Annotated in this window: 13 protein-coding genes and 1 pseudogene; 10 read left to right on the forward strand and 4 right to left on the reverse strand. The window is 36.3% G+C overall.

Annotation, left to right across the window (positions count from 1 at the left end; genetic code table 11):
* Positions 1–4 precede the first annotated feature (4 nt).
* The 8 genes and pseudogenes from BQ7352_RS06110 to BQ7352_RS06145 all read left to right on the forward strand — a co-directional run bounded on the left by BQ7352_RS06110 (position 5) and on the right by BQ7352_RS06145 (position 11,607).
* Complete coding sequence (locus tag BQ7352_RS06110; protein WP_072447877.1) at positions 5–952, forward strand: 3'-5' exoribonuclease YhaM family protein; 948 nt, start codon at positions 5–7, stop codon at positions 950–952.
* A gap of 67 nt (positions 953–1,019) precedes the next feature.
* On the forward strand, positions 1,020–2,456 hold the full coding sequence (rlmD, locus tag BQ7352_RS06115; protein WP_072448639.1) for a 23S rRNA (uracil(1939)-C(5))-methyltransferase RlmD: 1,437 nt from the start codon (positions 1,020–1,022) through the stop codon (positions 2,454–2,456).
* Between the two features lie 222 nt (positions 2,457–2,678).
* Positions 2,679–3,134 (forward strand): hypothetical protein, encoded by a 456-nt coding sequence (locus BQ7352_RS06120; protein WP_143143377.1) that lies wholly within the window; start codon positions 2,679–2,681, stop codon positions 3,132–3,134.
* Positions 3,135–3,174: 40 nt separating this feature from the next.
* Positions 3,175–3,315 (forward strand): annotated as a pseudogene (locus tag BQ7352_RS06125) (type II toxin-antitoxin system Phd/YefM family antitoxin); the annotation flags it as partial.
* Between the two features lie 261 nt (positions 3,316–3,576).
* Positions 3,577–5,067 (forward strand): TIGR02677 family protein, encoded by a 1,491-nt coding sequence (locus BQ7352_RS06130; RefSeq protein WP_072447881.1) that lies wholly within the window; start codon positions 3,577–3,579, stop codon positions 5,065–5,067.
* Positions 5,064–6,212: a TIGR02678 family protein gene (locus BQ7352_RS06135; protein ID WP_072447883.1), complete on the forward strand. Its 1,149-nt coding sequence runs from the start codon at positions 5,064–5,066 to the stop codon at positions 6,210–6,212. The genes BQ7352_RS06130 and BQ7352_RS06135 overlap by 4 nt, the downstream gene beginning before the upstream one ends.
* A complete protein-coding gene (locus BQ7352_RS06140) occupies positions 6,202–10,296 on the forward strand; it encodes a TIGR02680 family protein (protein ID WP_072447885.1) in 4,095 nt (1,364 codons plus the stop codon). Before BQ7352_RS06135 ends, BQ7352_RS06140 begins: the two co-directional genes overlap by 11 nt.
* Positions 10,297–11,607, forward strand: coding sequence for a TIGR02679 domain-containing protein (locus tag BQ7352_RS06145; RefSeq protein WP_072447887.1), 1,311 nt, complete (start codon positions 10,297–10,299; stop codon positions 11,605–11,607).
* Between the two features lie 141 nt (positions 11,608–11,748).
* Here BQ7352_RS06145 and BQ7352_RS06150 read toward each other — a convergent pair whose 3' ends face one another.
* The 4 genes from BQ7352_RS06150 to BQ7352_RS06165 all read right to left on the reverse strand — a co-directional run bounded on the left by BQ7352_RS06150 (position 11,749) and on the right by BQ7352_RS06165 (position 16,892).
* Positions 11,749–13,614: an ABC transporter ATP-binding protein gene (locus BQ7352_RS06150; protein WP_242948540.1), complete on the reverse strand. Its 1,866-nt coding sequence runs from the start codon at positions 13,612–13,614 to the stop codon at positions 11,749–11,751.
* Between the two features lies 1 nt (position 13,615).
* Complete coding sequence (locus tag BQ7352_RS06155; RefSeq protein WP_072447889.1) at positions 13,616–15,427, reverse strand: ABC transporter ATP-binding protein; 1,812 nt, start codon at positions 15,425–15,427, stop codon at positions 13,616–13,618.
* Positions 15,428–15,522: 95 nt separating this feature from the next.
* On the reverse strand, positions 15,523–16,185 hold the full coding sequence (locus BQ7352_RS06160; RefSeq protein WP_072447891.1) for a sensor histidine kinase: 663 nt from the start codon (positions 16,183–16,185) through the stop codon (positions 15,523–15,525).
* A gap of 8 nt (positions 16,186–16,193) precedes the next feature.
* Positions 16,194–16,892, reverse strand: a complete 699-nt coding sequence (locus BQ7352_RS06165; RefSeq protein ID WP_072447893.1) for a LytR/AlgR family response regulator transcription factor — start codon at positions 16,890–16,892, stop codon at positions 16,194–16,196.
* A 205-nt stretch (positions 16,893–17,097) separates the two neighbouring features.
* Between BQ7352_RS06165 and BQ7352_RS06170 the strand changes: the two genes are divergently transcribed.
* Positions 17,098–17,352: a hypothetical protein gene (locus tag BQ7352_RS06170; RefSeq protein ID WP_143143378.1), complete on the forward strand. Its 255-nt coding sequence runs from the start codon at positions 17,098–17,100 to the stop codon at positions 17,350–17,352.
* A 254-nt stretch (positions 17,353–17,606) separates the two neighbouring features.
* Positions 17,607–19,190, forward strand: a complete 1,584-nt coding sequence (locus tag BQ7352_RS06175; RefSeq protein ID WP_072447896.1) for a response regulator transcription factor — start codon at positions 17,607–17,609, stop codon at positions 19,188–19,190.
* Positions 19,191–19,192 lie beyond the last annotated feature (2 nt).

A 19,192-nucleotide genomic window follows, 5' to 3' on the forward strand; every position in this document is an offset into this window, starting at 1 on the left:
GAAAATGAGATTTATCAGTGAACTTCATGAAGGAGAAAAACTTTCAGGCATTTATTTATGTAAACATAAACAGGCGGCAGTGACAAAGAATGGAAAGTCTTATGAAAATGTAATTTTGCAGGATAAGACAGGAACCATTGATGCGAAAATCTGGGAGCCTAATTCTCTTGGAATTGATGAGTTTGAGTCTTTAGATTATATTGACGTTGTGGGAGACGTTACCAGTTTTCAGGGTAATCTTCAGGTGAGTATAAAAAGGGTCAGAAAGGCGTCAGAGGGAGAATATGAGCCGGGAAATTATCTTCCTGTAAGTAATAAAAATATTGAAGTGATGTATCAGGAACTGCTGGGTATTGTGGAACAGGTGAAAAATCCGTATTTTCATCAGTTGTTAGTGGAATTTTTCAAAAAAGATGAGGATTTTGCCAAGACTTTTAAGGGGAATTCAGCAGCCAAAAGTGTGCATCATGGATTTATAGGCGGACTTTTGGAGCATACAGTCAGTGTGGCAAAGCTGTGTCTTTACTACTGCGGAACATACAGTATTTTGAATAAAGATTTACTTATTACGGCAGCGCTTCTTCACGATATAGGAAAGACAAAAGAACTCAGCGCCTTTCCTATGAATGACTATACAGATGATGGACAGCTTTTAGGACATATTATGATTGGGGCAGAGATGATCCATGATAAGGCAAAGGAAATTCCGGAATTCCCATATAAGCTGGAAAGCGAATTAAAGCATTGTATTTTGGCACATCATGGGGAATTAGAATATGGTTCACCGAAAAAACCGGCTCTTGCAGAAGCAGTTGCCCTTAATATGGCGGATAACACAGATGCAAAAATGGAAACATTGACAGAAATCTTTGCATCAGCACAAAACCAGAAGGAGTGGCTGGGATATAATCGATTGTTTGAGTCTAATTTAAGAAAATCAAGCTGCGAGTAAACTTAAAATGGAGCTGTTGTATAGAGTGTTCTATGCAGCAACTCCTTCTTTTCAGATAGGAGAATTTATGGAATTTAAAAAGAATGATTTGGTAAAAGTAAAAATTGAAGATATGGGGCATGACGGAGAAGGCATTGGAAAGGCCGAGGGATATACATTGTTTATTAAAGACACCGTAATTGGTGATGTAGTAGAAGCTAAAATTATGAAAATGAAGAAAAATTATGGCTATGCAAGACTTGTACGTGTGTTAGAGGCTTCAGAAGACAGAACAGAGCCAAAATGCCCTGTGGCAAGAGCCTGTGGAGGATGTCAATTACAGTTCTTAACTTATGAAAAACAGTTGGAATTTAAGAAAAATAAGGTTTTGGGAAATTTAAAGAGAATAGGAGGATTTTCTGATATTTCTGTTGAAAAAGTAATGGGAATGGAAAATCCGTGGCGTTATCGAAATAAAGCTCAGTTTCCGGTGGGAAAAGATAAAGACGGAAATTTGATTACAGGTTTTTATGCGGGAAGAACACATTCCATTATTCCAAATACCAACTGTTATCTGGGTGTTGAAGTAAATGAGGAAATCTTAAACGCAGTGCTGGATTATATGAAAGAAAATCATGTTGCGCCTTATGATGAAGTGATAGGTAAAGGGTTGGTTCGCCATATTTTAATACGGTATGGATTTAAAACTAAGGAAATCATGGTTTGTATGATTATCAATGGAAGGAAAATCCCAAATGCAGCAGAACTGGTAGAAAAGCTGAAGGGCATTTCTGGCATGACAAGCATTACATTAAGTGTAAATACAAAGAGAAACAACGTGATTTTAGGAAATGAAATTCTGCCTTTGTGGGGCGAAGAGTTTATTACAGATTATATCGGAGAAGTAAAATATCAAATTTCTCCTCTTTCATTTTATCAGGTAAATCCTGTTCAGACGGAAAAACTTTATAGCACAGCTTTGGAATATGCGGGACTTACTGGGAAAGAAACTGTCTGGGATTTATACTGCGGAATTGGTACGATTTCTTTGTTTTTAGCGCAAAAGGCAAAAAAAGTTTATGGTGTGGAAATCGTTCCGGCAGCTATTGAAGATGCAAGAAGAAATGCAGAGCTTAACAGAATTGAAAATGCAGAATTTTTTGTGGGCAAAGCAGAGGAAGTATTGCCTGCAAAATATAAAGAAGATGGTGTATATGCAGATGTGATTGTAGTTGATCCTCCAAGAAAGGGATGTGATGGGGCTCTGATTGAAACTATGCTGTCTATGAAACCGGAGAGAATTGTATATGTAAGCTGCGACTCTGCTACACTGGCAAGAGATTTAAAAATGCTGTGTGAGAAGGAGTATCAGGTAAAAAAAGTGGCCGTATGCGATATGTTTCCTGGAAGTGTACATGTGGAGACGGTTGTCAAACTGGTTAGAAAAAATCCAGACACATATATCGATATTACGGTTGATATGGACGAGCTGGATCTGACTGCTTCGGAGGCGAAAGCAAGGTAGCTACAGTGTCTGCCGGAAAAAGAGATGTTGATTGAGGAAGCACTGCGGCATTCTAAAATGATTTCATAGTCAGCCAAACGGGAGGTTAATCATGGCAAAAGATTTGACAAATTCAAGATTGGATAGGCAAAATATATTAATCAGCGAGATAAAGATTTTGTTTTTTCATCTTTGCAAGAGGATAATTATCGTAGGCAATTCACGGATGCGTTAAAAAATTATGTGGAAGATAACCGATATAAATATGCGCATTTTACTGATATGATTTATGTAAGTATATTTAAGGAAAAAGCGAAAGAATATAAGAAAATTTTAGATTTAAAAGCGAGTGATAAGGTTCGTGATACTTTTTATAGCGAAATCTTAGATATCATTGCAGCTTATGAGAGCGGTCTTGCTGATGCTATCATGCGTGAATATGAACGAAAGGGGGATATTTTATCACAACAAGAAACGGAGGAATTGTTTAGACGTTTTGAAAAAATGGCATTGTGGAAACCGCTTATTCAACGAGGTCGAGTAAAAATGGCAAGTCGTGATATGGCATTAAGAGATGCCTTTCATTATCAATTGTCAGAGTATATACAACCTCTTGATAAAGATGAATATCAAAAGTTTCTTGGTGCTGCCGGAGATGAATTAGATAGGCTCATGGCGCAAAAGAAAGGTATAATATGAGGAGAATATTACTATCTAATGAATGCAATGAAGTTTTGTTATGAATATTCGTTCATCCGCAGCAATCCGTCAGAATTACAACGAGATTGCCGATATGTGCAGAAAGACCGTAGAGCCGATTTTTCTTGCCAAGAATGGCGCGGGAGATTTAGTCGTTATGGATATTGAAACTTATAACCGCTATGCATTCCCTCTGCCAAATGCCTCAGCGTTTTCCGCTTTTTGAGAAGTGGTATCTTGCCCTTTATCAAATCTAAGACGATATCGTGTATGTGGATTATACCTTGGAGTGCCGTAAGGATGCGCAGTTTGCGGAAATGAAATTATCACTTTGTGAGCCGCTTGCGCAATCTTTTTTATAAGAAATTCTTTCGTTCTCTTGCATATCTTATTTTGATATGCTATTGTGAAAAAAACGATATAGTATAAGGAGAACTATAAGATGAAAATTCAGGAAAAAATGAAAAAGCCGGTGATGGAGGCGAAATATTTGAATGTAGAAAATACAGACAGATATCGCCCCATTATTCGGCTTTTTTATTTGAAATATGAAAAATTAAAATATTGGATGTATCAGGAAGAAGTTTTTGAAGAATTAAAGGAAGATTTGTATTTTCAAGAGTATACTATGGAGCAGTGCCAGCAGGATTTAGCAGCGCTTGCATCATGGGGGAATTTGATTACAATTCAGGATACCAGAAAAGCAGCTACGATTGAAGAATTTAAAAATAAAAAGTTCCGCTATCAGCTATCTGAAACAGCGGTAGAGATTGAGCGAATGGTTATTCGTATTGAAAATCTTTTCATTGAAGGTTCTTCCTTAGAGCCTACTTTGCTGGAAAGACTTCGTATTAATTTAGAAAAATTGGACGAAATGGTTTCTAAAGACGGAGAAAAATTATATGGCTGGTGGAATGATTTGAATAATGATTTTATTCGTTTAAACCAGAATTATCAGGATTATATGAGAGAATTAAACAGTATTCGAGCAGAAGAAATGATGAAGACAAAAGAGTTTCTTGTGTTTAAAGATCGCCTGATTGAATATCTTCGTTCTTTTGTAAAAAGTTTGCAGATAAATGTAACAACTATTGAGCAGAAGCTTCGAAATGTAGATTTAAAATCAGTAAAAGATATATTGGAAAAAGTAACTGCTTATGAACTTTCTATTCCCAGAATGGAAGTGGAAATTGATGAACAGATGATTTACGACAAGGTAAAGGGACGCTGGGGAAGTATTTATGAATGGTTCGCAGGAAAAGACGGAATGGAGTCTGAGGCTGGGAAAGTATTTGATACAACAAATGAGATAATACGAAAAATCACCAGATATGCAACGAGAATTAGTGAAATGAGTAACCAGGGTTCGAATAGACGTGAAGAATATAAAAAACTGGCAGAAATATTCGGGAAGTGCCGTGATATCAATGAAGCTCATCGGTTATCGGCGGTTGTGTTTGGTATTGAAAAACCCCTTCATCTTAAGGGAAATTTAAAAAGAAATACCGACAGTATCAATAGCGGAGTATATGAAGAAGATGCACATATTGTAACTGTAATTCCGCGAGTCAGAAATTATCGGGAGAAAGCTAAGAGAAGCGGAATTATTGACCGTTCAAAAGAGAAGGAAGCGATGCGCATAGCGATGATCCAGCGATTAAAAGAAGAGCAGAAATTATTAAAAAGTTATATTCATGACGGGCGTCTGGAGTTTGCAAAACTTCCTGTGATTGAACCTCATGTGAGGGATATGTTTTTATTGTGGCTGTCAAAGGCATTGGAGAGGAAAGACTATTGTGCCAAGACAGAGGACGGACAGATTTATTATATTGAACAGGGAAATGTAGAAGAATATTGTGTGTTGAAGTGTACGGATGGGGAATTTCAGATGCCTGCTTATACAATGGTGTTTGAAGAGGGAGAAGAAAGATGAGAGCATTAGAGCAGTTGTTAAATCGGCGTTGGATTTTGAAATCCAAAGAGAAAGAGCTTTATTATCAGGTAAAGGAAGCCCTCGCATCAGGTGAAGAGAAAAAATTTTTATCTGAGAAATTGGGATATCAGATTTTGGTAAACCCATATATGATTAAAGTAGAGAAAATGCCGGCAGTCCCGGAAAACTGGATGGGAATTTTAGAGTTTAAAGAGCCGATAGAGTATGTATTCTTCTGCATTGTGTTAATGTTTCTGGAAGATAAAGAGGCAGAAGAACAATTTGTGTTATCAGAATTAACGGAGTATGTGCAGAGCCAGTATCGGGAAGAACCGATTGACTGGACAGTATATCGCTACAGACGATATATGATTAAAGTAATGAAATATTGTGTATCTTGTGGTATTTTGAATGTGAACGATGGAAATGAAGAAGGATTTGCAAAAGATGATACAAATGAAGTTCTGTATGAAAATACAGGTGTTTCCCGGTATTTTATGAAAAATTTCACACAGGATATTATGGAATATACCTCTCCCAGAGAGTTCGAAAAAGAAGAGTGGATTGATGTAAATGAGGACAGGGGAATTGTCAGAAGACAGAGAGTGTACCGAAAATTATTGATGTCTATGGGAATGTATAAAGATATAGACTCCGAAGAGGATTTTGCTTATGTGAGAAATTATCGGAATATGATACAAGGGGATATGTCGGACCTTTTTGACTGTGAATTACATGTACATAGTGGCAGTGCCTTTCTTATTTTAGGAGAGGAGTGCAGATTAGGGAGATGTTTTCCGGAGGGGAATACGCTTTCGGATATTGTTTTACTGCTGAATACGTTAATACAGGAAAAAGTAGAAACGGGAGAGATTATTGTTCCGGTGGATGAGAAAATCTGCATCTCAAAAGAGGAGTTTCGCGGATTAGTAGAAGAGTGCAAGGTGAAATTCAGTCAGGGTTTGAACAAGACATATCGGGAAATGACTTTTGATGAATTTTATCGTGAAGTGACAGCTTATATGGAAGAACTTATGCTGGTAGAAATAAGATGGGATGATGTAGAGATAAAACCGGTAGCAGGAAAAATTTGCGGAAAATATCCAGATGATTTTTTGAAGAATGGAGAAAAAAATGAACAGTAAGTGGCAGATAAATAAAGTTGGATTGCTTGATTTTTGGTATTACGATGAGGAAGAATTTGATTTTTTAGATGGGCGTATGCTGCTTCGAGGAGCAAATGGTTCCGGAAAATCTGTAACAATGCAGAGCTTTATCCCTCTTTTATTGGATGGAAATATGCGACCGGAACGTTTGGATCCATTTGGCTCAAGAGCAAGAAAAATGGAAAATTATCTTCTGGAAGAGGGAGATGAACGCGAGGAACGAACAGGCTATCTGTATATGGAATTAAAGCGTATGGAAAGCGAAGAGTATATGACTCTTGGAATTGGAATTCGGGCCAGAAAGAATAAAAAATTGGAAGCCTGGTATTTTTGTATTACAGATGGCAGACGTATTGGAAAAGATTTATTTTTATATAAAGATGTAGAAAATAAAATTACCTGTTCAAAAGGAGAATTAAAATATCGCATTGGTGATGGCGGTAAAGTCATGGAAACACAGGGAGAATATGCGCAGTGTGTCAATCGTCTTCTTTTTGGTTTTGAAACGCAGGAGGAATATAAAGAACTTCTGGAGCTTTTAATTCAGTTGCGTACACCAAAGCTGTCAAAAGATTTTAAACCAACAGTTATTAATGAAATTCTCAGCAGTTCTCTTCAGACACTTTCAGAGGATGATTTACGTCCAATGTCAGAAGCAATTGAAAATATGGACAGTTTAAAAACGAATTTGGACACATTAAATGAGAGTATTCGTGCGGCTCGCCAGATTGAAAGAGTGTATGAACAGTATAACCAGATTGTACTTTACGACAAAGCATTGCTGTTTTCTGATGTAGTGAAGTCTTATGAAAATTCTGTAAAAAATGGGAAGCAGATTGAGAAAGATTTAATAACGTATACAGGAAAATTACAGGAAGAAGAGCAGCGTTATGAGACACTAAAGCAAGAGGAAGAAATATTAAAAGAAGAAAAAATATCTTTGGATAAAAGTGATGCCGCACAATTAAAAGAGCAAGAAAAAAAGCTTACAGAGGAACTTTTAGAAAAGCAAAAAGAGAAAGAAGAGAAAGCGGAACAGGAGAGCAGCAAGAAGGAAAAGGAACTGGAAATAGAGCAAAAAATAAAAGAAGAACAGGAAAAAACAGAAGAAATTTGGAAAGAAATAGAGTCAAATCTGGAAGAGATGGAAACAGAAATAGACGAAGTTCCTTTTGATGAATTTACATTTTTAAAAAATGATATTTTAGAAGAAACAGAAAAAAATTATAATTTTTCTTCTCACAATCAGTTATTGAATACTTACATAAAGAATGTGGAAGCCGGAAAAGAAATTCTTTTAGCAGAAAAAAATACTCAGGAAAAATATGACCGTTGTTTGGCAGAATTGGATAATTGCAGAGAAGAAAGAACTTCTGCAGAAAAGGAAATGCAGCAGTATGAAAATCTTTTATATGAAACAAAGGAGGAGTTGACAGAGCAAATATATCGCTGGGAAAAAGCAAATCAAGAGTTGAATTTAACACCGGATACCATGCAGAATATCACAAGAAAGCTGGAGGCTTATGAGTTTGGAAGTGACTATTCAGAAATAAGAGAATTAGCAAAGCCACAATTATATAAATTGGAACGACAATTTGCAGAAGAAAAAATGATATTCGGAAAAAGCCTTGAGGGAGAGCGGGAAAATCTCAGAAATGCAGAAGATGAGTTGGAAAGCTGGAAAAATCAGAAAGATCCGGAACCGGAACAACCGGATTGTGTAAAAGAAAACCGTAGGATTTTGCAGGAAAAGGGAATTCCATATCTTGAATTTTACAAGACTATTGAATTTGAAAAAGAGTTGACAGAAAAGAGCATGAACCGTCTGGAAGAAGCGCTGTTTCAGATGGGAGTGCTGGATGCTTTGATTGTTCCGGAAGAATACCGGGAGCAGATATATGCCTTGGATACAGGTGTGTGTGATAAATATTTATTTAGTGATGTTGCCCATGTTCGCCAGAATTTAGAGGATGTTCTGGAAGTAGATAATGGAGAAAATGATATTCTTCTGTATCAGAAAATTTCAAATATTCTTTCTGCAATTGGCTTTGGCGGAAAAGAAGCAGAACGAGGAAATTCCTGGATTGATGCAGAAGGAAATTATCGTCTGGGAGTTTTAGAAGGGACTGTTACCAAGGAGTATCAGGCACGTTTTATTGGCGTGCATGCAAGAGAGAAATACAGAGAAGAAAAAATAGAAGAACTAGCAGAACTTTGTAATCAAATCAGAGATAGGAAGAAAAAGCTGGAAATTCAGTTGGAAGAAAATAAGAAGAGGACAGAAAAATTACAGGCAGAATGGAAGGCATTTCCGGGGGATGAAGATTTAAAAATAGCTGCAAAAGAATTTTCCGACAGGGAGTATAAACTGGAACTAAAAAATAAAAAGCTATGGGAGCAGCAGGAGTTGACAGCAAAAGAGCGAAAAGAGCTGGATGAAGTGCGCATAAAGGCAAGGGAAATTTGCGGAAAATCCTATCTGTCGCCGAGGCTGGATATTTTTACACAGGCGTTTCAGTCATTACAGAGATATAAAGAACTGGCATCAGAACTACAGGTTTCTTACGGAAACTATCAGAATGGAGTTCGGTTTGTAAAAAGCCAGAAGGAATATTGGGACGAGCTGGAGGGAGATTTGGATGATATCCGATATGAATTAAATCGTATTTGTTTAAAGATAAGAGAGTTAGAAGGATACCTATTATCTGTTCAAAAACAATTAGAATTAACAGATTATCAAGAGATTAAAGAACGATTAGATTATTGCGTGGACCGGCTTGGAAAAATTCCAAAAGAAAGAGAAAATTGTGTAAGAAATCAAGAGGCTTACTGCAAAGAGATAGAGTCTTTAAAGGGGAAAAGCAGTGAAAATGAACAGAAACGTCAAGAGCTTCTTGCAAAAAAAGAAATCTATCAGAAGGTTTTTGAACTGGAATATAATCTTGAATATGTAAAACGTGAATTTGTTGTTACAGATGATATGGAGGATCAGGCAAAGAAAATTTGCAGTCTGTTTGGCGGAAGTTTTGGGAATAAAAAACAGAGTGATTTATTTGGAAATCTTCAGGAAGTATATCATCAAAACAGAAGCTATCTTCTGGAATATCAGATTACCTTGCAGTCTCTGTTTGAAGAACTGGATCAAGAGAGTGATTTCTTAGATGTAAGTGTGAAAAGAATTGATATTTCGGCAAAATATCGTGGAACAGCCGTAAAATTTAAAGAATTAATAGAGAAAATGAGCGAAGATGTCGAAATGCTGGAACGTATTTTAAGCGACCGTGACAGAGAGTTATTTGAGGATATTCTGGCAAATACAATCAGTAAAAAAATTCGAGGTAAAATCCAGGCAAGTAAACGCTGGGTGGAAAAAATGAATACATTGATGGAGTCTATGCAGACGTCCAGTGGATTAAAATTAAGTCTTAAATGGAAAAATAAAAGAGCAGAAAAAGAAGAACAGTTGGATACAAAAGCGCTGGTAGAACTTCTGCAAAAAGATGTGGAAATTATGCGCGAAGAAGAGATAGAAAGTCTCTCCAGACATTTTCGTTCCAAGATTGAAGAAGCCAGAAAAATCGCAGGAGATATGGGAAATGTTCAATCCTTCCATGCCACTATGCGTGAGGTATTAGATTACCGAAAATGGTTTGAATTCCAATTAGAATGTCAAAAGACAGGGGAAAAGAAAAAAGAGCTGACGGACCGCGTATTTTTTACTTTTAGCGGCGGCGAGAAAGCAATGGCAATGTACGTACCTCTTTTCTCGGCAGTTGTTGCAAAATATGCCGGTGCACGTTTCGATGCACCGAAACTGATTTCGCTTGATGAGGCATTTGCCGGTGTTGATGAAACAAACATTCGAGATATGTTCCGTTTGATGGTGGAATTTGAATTTAATTTTATGATTAATTCACAAATTTTATGGGGAGATTATGATACTGTTCCGGGGCTGGCGATTTATCAGCTAATTCGCCCGGAAAATGCTAAATTTGTCTCTGTTATTCGCTATATTTGGAACGGAAAAGTAAAAACTATGGTCACAGGAGAACGAAGGGAGTAAATGGAAAAAGAGAAAAAGCAGGTGCTGCTTCAGGAATGCTTGAAATATTTTAAAGAGCGCTCAGTTTATCGGAAATTGTTTGAGAAAATGAAGGAAAAATATGAAAGTCTGGGGCGTATTGGTGGAAAAGTAGTTCTGACCGGATTAAGTCCTGTGGATAAGATGCAGCTCGGAGGTTTTTTGCAGAAAGATTATACAGAAAATAAATCAGTAACCATATCTGCGGAAGTATTTGAGGCCTGCTTATCTACCAGTAAATTTGCCGGAATTTCTTTGGAAGAATTGTTAAAGGCATATTTTGACAGAGAATTAGTAGTCAAAAAAGAAGAACGAAAAAAGGAAAATGAAAAGAAAGATTTGTTTTTCAAGCATATTTTAGATGAATGTGAAGGCAGATACTCAGCTCAATGGCTGCAAAATACTTTAGAAGAACATACAAAGGGATACGAGATATTAATTCAAAAGTACAATAGTGAGCCTGAAAAACTATATGGGATTTTGAAAACAGTTTTATCCGTGGCAGAGAATGTTTTAACGGAAAGAGAAAAAAATCTCATAGTGCAGAAAGAGCTTTTAGCAGTTTTTGCGGCAAAGACCACAGGAGATCCTCATTATTTCGACAGAGGGACAACAGCAGAAAAACTGCTTTTGGCTGTTCTTTCTACATATTTAGCAGAAGAAAAAGATGAAGAATTATCTGTTTCTGAGAGGCAAAATCAAATCTTTTACAGAGCTGGGATATTAAAAGATGATTTATCAAATGATACACTTGTGTATGGAATTCATGCTTGGAAACAGGATGGAAGGCTGCACGAAGGAATAGAAGGATTTTTGCATGAAAAAGAACCAATTCGCTTGACCCTTCGCACCATTGGAAATCTGAAATGTGTTTGTGCAGAACAGAAGAACATTTATGTGTTTGAAAATCCATCGGTTTTTGCAGTTTTTGTAAAAAAGTATCCAAAGTGCTCTGCAATTTGTGTAAATGGACAGCCAAGACTGGCGGTGCTTGTTTTATTAGATTTTTTAAAAGAAGAACATATTTTTTATTATAACGGAGATTTTGACCCGGAAGGGCTTTTAATTGCTCAACGTTTGAAAGAACGTTACGAAAAAAGCTGTTATCTCTGGAAGTATGAGACAAAATGGTATAAAAAATATTTATCTAATGTGGAACTGAGTGAAGCCAGAATAAAGAAACTGGAAAAAGTATATCTACCTGAGCTGCAAGAACTAAAAGTATGTATGCAGGAAAAGAAGAAGGCGGCGTATCAGGAGACTATGCTGGATATATTGGAGCTGTCGCTTTAAGTACATATTGAGAATATTTATACATTTCACACTTAGTTTGCGCTTGCTTTGAGTTTATAATCTCAAAGTGTGCTCAACAAATTCGCTAAAAATGTATAAATATTCTTTATGCTTACTTAATATGATAGCTTCTGTCCCTTTTTATTTGTTATAATACTGTGCCTGAGCATTCCAAAGTTCATAATATTTCCCATTTTTATCGTTAATCAGTTCTTCATGTGTTCCTTTCTGAACCACATTTCCTTCATGAAATACAGCAATTTCATCACAGAATTTGCAAGATGACAGGCGATGTGAAATATAAACAGTTGTTTTATCTGTCACAATATCATTAAATTTACTGTATATTTCTGCCTCTGCAACAGGGTCTAAAGCGGCCGTTGGTTCATCTAAAATAATGAAGGGTGCATCTTTATAAAGGGCTCTGGCAATAGCGATTTTCTGAGCTTCTCCTCCGGATATCTGAATACCGCTTTCATCTAAGTCTTTATAAAGATAGGTATCTAAACCTTTTGGCATGGAGGCAAACCGTGTTTCAAAACCGGCATTTTTTAAACACAAAGCTGCCCGATTAGTGTCATAGTGTGCAGCACCGGCAACATTTTCTCCCAGAGGCAGTGCCAGCAGCTGAAAGTCCTGAAAAACAACAGAAAAGATGCTGATATAATCATCGTATTTATATTTTCGAATATCAATTCCGTTTAAAAAAATGTGCCCTTCTGTGGGGTCATACAGACGACAGAGAAGCTTGATAAATGTGGTTTTTCCACTGCCATTCATACCGACTACGGCAAGACGTCTGCCTATATGAAATTTTAAATTAATGTGCCGCAAGGCCCACTGTTCTGTACCTGGATAACGAAAGGAAACATCTCGGAATTCCACTTCATACTTTCTGTCAGACCGTTTTTCAGTGGTGAGACTGCCTTGGTACATGTGGTTTGGAATATCCAGAAATTTAAAACTGGATACTAAAAATTCCCCATTGCTTTGTATTGCACCAACAGTGGTAAGAAAGGCAGATACACCGCCGAAAAGCTGGGTGATTGCACCGATATATTGTGTGACAGAGCCTACTCCAAAAGCCCCGGCCCATGCTTTCAGACACACATATAGATATACAACACCGGTCAAAGCAACAGACATACACTGAGAAAGTGCATGCAAAAGCCCCATAGGTCCCATAGCAGATTTGGCAATATCGGAATGGGCGCTGAAGATGGTACATTCGGCCATGCGAGGATTACATATATTCTCCTGCTGCTGATACATTCGAAGGTCTGCTGCTCTCTTTTTATCATGACTCATAAAACCGAAGAAATAGAAAAAGCGATTACCCAGACGAGCTTCTTTGGCATAGTTTGTCATATATTTGTCCCCCATAGTTTTACAGACAGGAGAAGCAATGGCAATAAATAGTAAAAGTAAAAGAATTCCCACAGCAAAAATGGGGTGATTGATTACTTCCAGGTTACTTTCTTTGGGAACCTGTGCTGTAAATAAACTGACAGACAGGCTGATACCCCCTATCATCTGAAAGAGTGCAGTAATCAGTTCCTCGAAGAAGGAAAGCGTTTTGTAAATCCCCCATCCGGACCAATATTTTGTCTGGATAATCTGGGAATATAAATCAAAAACAGGCTGTCTTTCTATATCTGCATAATCTAAATTTAACATTTTTTTCATATAGATTTGTCTGTCTAAAGAGTGAGCACAGCTTTTTTCATAATCCAGCCAATGCTTTAAAATACTATTCAATAAAGCACATAGAGAGGTACAGGTCAGAGTTAAAATAACCCATTTTGAAAGGACTTCTACATTCCGATTTCCGGAGAGTTCATTGATAATCTGAGCAGACAGGAAGATAGTTACATAAGGAGTTAATGCTTTCACCATAGAGGAAAAACCTGCTGAAAAAAAGAAACCGGGACAGAGCTTCCACCAGATTTTCCAAGCTCTTATGTTCATTTTCCAGGCAGAGTGGGCAGTTGCTTTTTTACTTGTCACTTTACATTCCTCCCTCTTTGTAATATTGGCTTTGTACGTCAAAAAGCTTGGCATATTTGCCTTTTAATGCAATTAATTCTTCATGAGTTCCCTGCTCTGCAATCTGCCCTTTTTCCAGAAATAAAATACGGTGACAAAAGCGGGTAGAAGCAAGGCGATGAGAAATAAAGACCGATGTTTTATGGGCAGTCATTTCGTTATATTTTAAATAAATATCGTTTTCGGCAATCGGATCAAGAGCAGCAGTAGGTTCATCTAAAATGAGTATGGGAGCATTCTTATAAAGTGCTCTTGCCAACATCAGACGCTGCATTTGTCCTCCGGAAAGTTCGATACCATCTTCATAAACCTGCCTTCCGATAATCGTATTTATGTCCTTTGGCAGGGAAGAAACTTTTTGCAAAAGTCCTGCCTGTTTCAGACAATTCCAAACTTCCTCTTCATTAATATTGGCTGTTTGCTGGGCAATATTTTCAGAAATGCTTGCCTCTAAAACAGAAAAATCCTGAAATACGGCGGAAAATAGAGTATAGTAATTTTGACGATTATATTGTCGAATATCCTTTCCATTTAGAAGAATTTGTCCTTCCGTTGGGTCTAAAAAACCACAGATTAGTTTTACCAGAGTTGTTTTTCCTGCTCCATTGAGACCGACGATTGCAAGCTTTTCTCCGGCATGTACGGTAAGATTAAGCTGATGAATGGTGTCTTTTTTTGCTTCAGGATAGCGAAAGGATACGTTTTCCAAACAAATTTCGTAAGATGAAAAATCGTCTTTGGAAATTTCTTTTCCTTCTTCAAAAAGGAAAGGCTCCGGATATTCTAAAAATTCCCTTACAGTAGATAAATCAAGACTGCATTTGTGTAATTGAGTAAACATTTCTAAAATTCCACCTATCCATTGCGTAAAACCGCTTACAGCAGTGAAATAGAGCAGAAATTCTGAAGCATTTAAGCCCTGTGTCAGTGTAAGCCATAATAAATAAACATAGGAAGCTCCGTTTCGCAGAAATGTCAGGAATAAATCTGCAATATCTGCCCATATATACACGGACTCTCGTTTGCGAAGAAAACTTTGATAAAGCTTTAAAATACTCATCCATACATCGTTTATCCACGTATCAAGACCAAAGATGCGGATGTCTTTGGCATAGGAACGCTTTGTGGCAACATCATGCAGATAGTCAAGCTGTTTGGTGTATTCTGCTTCTTCCTCTCTGTGTTCGTAGCCCCATCTGCTAATTCTTTTATTTATGACATATCCGAGAAGTGTAGTGATGGTGGCTATACAGACCAATATCGGATGGAGATTAGATAAAAGCGCCAGATAGATGGAAAATCCCAGAATATTTGTAAGGATAGAAGTCCAGATTGTCCAGATATATTCGGTTGCTTCTATATTGCTGGAACAGGCTTTCGAAGCTTTACTTTCCATATCATTAAACTTATCATCCATTAGATTAGGATAAGAAGTTCGGGCTATTTTGTCAGAAATTTGCACTACAATAGACGTGCGGACTGCAATACGTCCAAACTGTGTATTGGTGTCAATATATTGCTTTAATTCAGACAAAAAAAGTAGTCCGAAGCTAAATATGGCAATGGTAAAAAGTAATTCAGAAAGTGGTGCGGTTGTTTCAACTTTTTTAAGTATTGTAGGGGCTAAAAAAAGCTCAACAGCAAATTTCAAAGCAGTTGCAACAGCCAGTGCAATACATAAAAATAAAACACTTTTACAGCTTTTTACAGCATTTTTTACCATAAACCCAGTACCTTGCCACATATTATATTTTGGTTTTCTTTTTTCTTCCATGAATGTTTCACCTCCGATGCTACCTTAGCACAAAAATTCGCCCACCATGTATTTGGGGGACGAATTGTTTTGTGCGGGGGATGAATAGTAAAAAATTATAGCTGTGGCAGTAAAATTTCTGTGGTAAAAGCGCCATCTTCGCTGTTTCTGCTGATGTAACCTTCCTGACGTTCTATAATTGCATCAATTCGTGCCAGGCCAAATCCGTGTCCGTCCCCTTTTGTACTTCGAAATAGATTGCCTTCTTTTTTTAGTTTCTTTCCGGCAGTAAAGTTTGTAAAAGAAATATAAAGCTGCGTGTTTTTCATATCCATATAGATGCGAATTAGACGTTGTTCTTCAGGAAGTTTCAGACTGGCATCAATGGCATTGTCAAAGAGATTTCCGATAATACAGCATAAATCAATTTCTGAAGATTTTAATTTTACTGGAATATGGGCATCTGCAATTACCTGAATATTTTTGGATTTTGCAAGAGAAATTTTTGAGTTTAGGATGGCATCTGTCATGGGATTTCCGGTCTTAACCACGGTGTCTACAGTGGTTAAATCCTCATCCAGCAAATCCAGATAATGACTGAGCGCTTGCCAATTTCCAGTAGCTGCGTAGGCTTTCATGGTTTGAATATGATTGCGGTAATCGTGTCGCCAGCCCCGCATTTGCCGGTACATATTGTCCACTTCATGGTAATGAGTTTCCATGAGCTCCTGCTGATATGCTGCAAGTTCCTTATCAATTTTTTTTGAAAAAAATCTCATATTTTTTCTTACCTCATGTTAATAATTGCTCGATTTACACCTTCATAAGCTCCTCGTGGAAGAGGAATAACAGTTCCGTCGTTGAGCTTAATTTCTGTTTTTGTTACTCGGATGATACTTGTTATATTTACGATTACAGAACGTCCTGCACGATAGAAACGTTCATCAAGGCACTTTTCTAATTTACTTAAAGTCATTTTTATTGTGTAATCTTTTTTAGCATGAATGGTTACATAGTTTCCTGTTACATCAGCATAGCGGATTTCATAAATGGGAATTCGTATCATCTCACTGACTGTTTCTAAATTCAAAATTTTTTCGTTTTTCTTTACCTTATCAAGGGCACGATAAAGTACAGAAAACAGCTTTTCTTTTTGAACAGGCTTTAAAAGATAATGAAGGGCAGCGACTTCATATCCTTCGGAAATATAGTCAGAATAGCCGGTAAGAAAAACAATTTGAATGGTGTCGTTTTCTTTTCTGAGAGTTTTTGCTAAAGTGACACCGTCCATAGCGCCCATTTCAATATCTAAAAGCAGAATATCGTAATCCTTCTTTTCCGTGTAATGAAACAGAAAGGCTTCCGCAGAGGGAAAAGTGTCAATATGTACAAGAATATTTGCTTTCCTTGCCCATGAATTTACAAAATTTGTTATATACTCAGTATCTATTCTGCTGTCATCACAAATCGCTATCTGGTAATACATGTTGAAATTCAGTCCTTTTGTGTTTTGTTTTTTCATATTATAACAGGTTGTTTTAAGTTTTGAAATACACATTGTGTATGAGAATATGATGTAATGGAATGTATATACAATGTGTAAAGAAGCGAGAAACTATGGATTGCAGAATTTATGTATGGTTATGCTCTATTGCGAAACATTTATGGTATCAGGAACTTAAAAAAAGAGAATGGGAAAAAACATTAAAGCTGTCACAGTGAGAAGCAGAAAAAAATTAATAGCAGCGGTTCTGGGAACGGCACTGGCGGTATCGGCAGCAGTGATTTTGCTTTTTCCCCTTACATATAAGGATGTAGAACTTCAGTGCCAGGTAAAGGAAAATAGGACTTATATTGAAATGCAGTCACAGGCAGGATATGAATTATGGTTTACAGGAACCTCAGATAAAGAGAAAAAAGAAAGTAGGAAATTCAGAGACTTCTAAATCAAGCTGGGAAGGAGAAGTGGATGTGGAAGAATTGTATCAATATATTTTCGAGTTTAGTGATAAAATTGTGACCATAGAGAACGGGAAAGTGGTAAGCGAGAAGGATAAAAAATAGAAAAATCATCATAAATAATAAAATTGTATAAAATTATAATCGTTATTGACAGATTGATATGATGTTTCATATACTTGACTTATATATTTTCAGAAAATATGTGGATGGGATAAAAGAGGGGAGTGTCTAATAAGATATGGCTTTTCATACAGGTTATCGTTTAGTAATTGTTGATGATGAGGAAGAAAGTTTAAAGGGGATGAAAGAAACTCTTTCCTGGGAAAAATGGGGATATGCAGTTGTTGGAACGGCATCTTCTGCGGAAGATGCAATAAATTTATTAAATAAAATAGATGCAGACATATTGCTGACAGACATCAGGATGGGAAAGTTAAGTGGGATTGACCTGATTGATTATATGTCACAGAAATATCCATTGATGAAATTTGTAATTATTAGTGGATATAGCGATATAGAGTATTATAGAAAGGCTTTGGAGTATAAGGTGTTTGATTATATTCTAAAGCCTTCTTGCGAAGCTGATTTTGAAAAGATATTTTTAAAACTCAAGAATGTCTTAGATGAAGAATATCAAAAACGGGAGAAATATGAATTTTTAAAAGGATACTGGGATACACATAGAAAAAAACGACAAGAAAATATTGTTAAAAATATGTTAGATGAAGCGGTAGAGGAGTACGAAGAGATTAATATTTTTGAAAAGGAGAACAATATAAAATTCCCAAGTCAGGTATATATGATACTTATTGATTATAGAGAAAATGAGAATGTTTGGCTGGAACATTGTAGAGAAATAAAGGCACAATTGAATTACAAAATAAAGGGAGTTCCAGGAATTGTGTTTTTAAACAAAGACAATAAAATTGCACTTTTAATCTCTTCTGAAAAAACAGAGGAGAGAATAAGCGAAATAATAGAGCAAATACATAGAAAAGTTTGGGCAGATTGGAGATTGAAAATATGTTTTGGGATTAGTTGCTGCCAAAAAATAGAAAATATTAAGAAAGCAAATAAAGAAGCGCAGGTGGCCTTAAATCAAATGTTTTTTATGGATAGCAGGGATGTTTTTTGGTTTGATGATTTGATTTTTGATACAGAATACATAAATATAAAATTTCAAGTAGAAAAATTACAGCATATTATTTTTGTGGGACATGGAGAGAGAATGGAGGAAGAAATAGAAGTTGTTTTAAAAAAGTTTCAAAGTAAATGTATTTATGATTTTAAACATATCGATTTTCTTTGTACACAATTATATAATGATATTCTTTTGTATGCAGAAACACATGGAGGAGTACTTGAAGAATGTGATTTTAGAGAAGAGTTTTCACGACGAATAGAAAAAGCACATACTTTAAAAGATAAAAAAAATTTTCTTATAAATTCTATTAAACAAATTTCTCAAAATAATGTGAACGGAGAGGTAAAATCAAAGTTAGTCAGAGAAATTGACGCTATTATTAAAACAGAATATGCAAATTTTAATATGTCATTGCAGTATATTGCAGAAAGAACAGGGAAAAGTTCAAATTATTTATCAGCTGTTTACAAAAACGAGTTGGGAAAAAATATTAATGAAGAAATTATTTATTACAGAATGGAGAAGGCAAAAGAACTGGTTGCAAGTGGAAGTATGAAAATGTATAAAGTGGCAGAGAGTATAGGCTATGCAGACAGCTCTTATTTTGCAAAACTATTTAAGAAATATACAGGGTTAAGTCCGGCAAAATACCGAGAGATGGTAATAGAAAGAAGTTGATA

The organism is Blautia sp. Marseille-P3201T (assembly GCF_900120295.1).
In the GTDB taxonomy this organism is placed as follows: domain Bacteria; phylum Bacillota; class Clostridia; order Lachnospirales; family Lachnospiraceae; genus Blautia.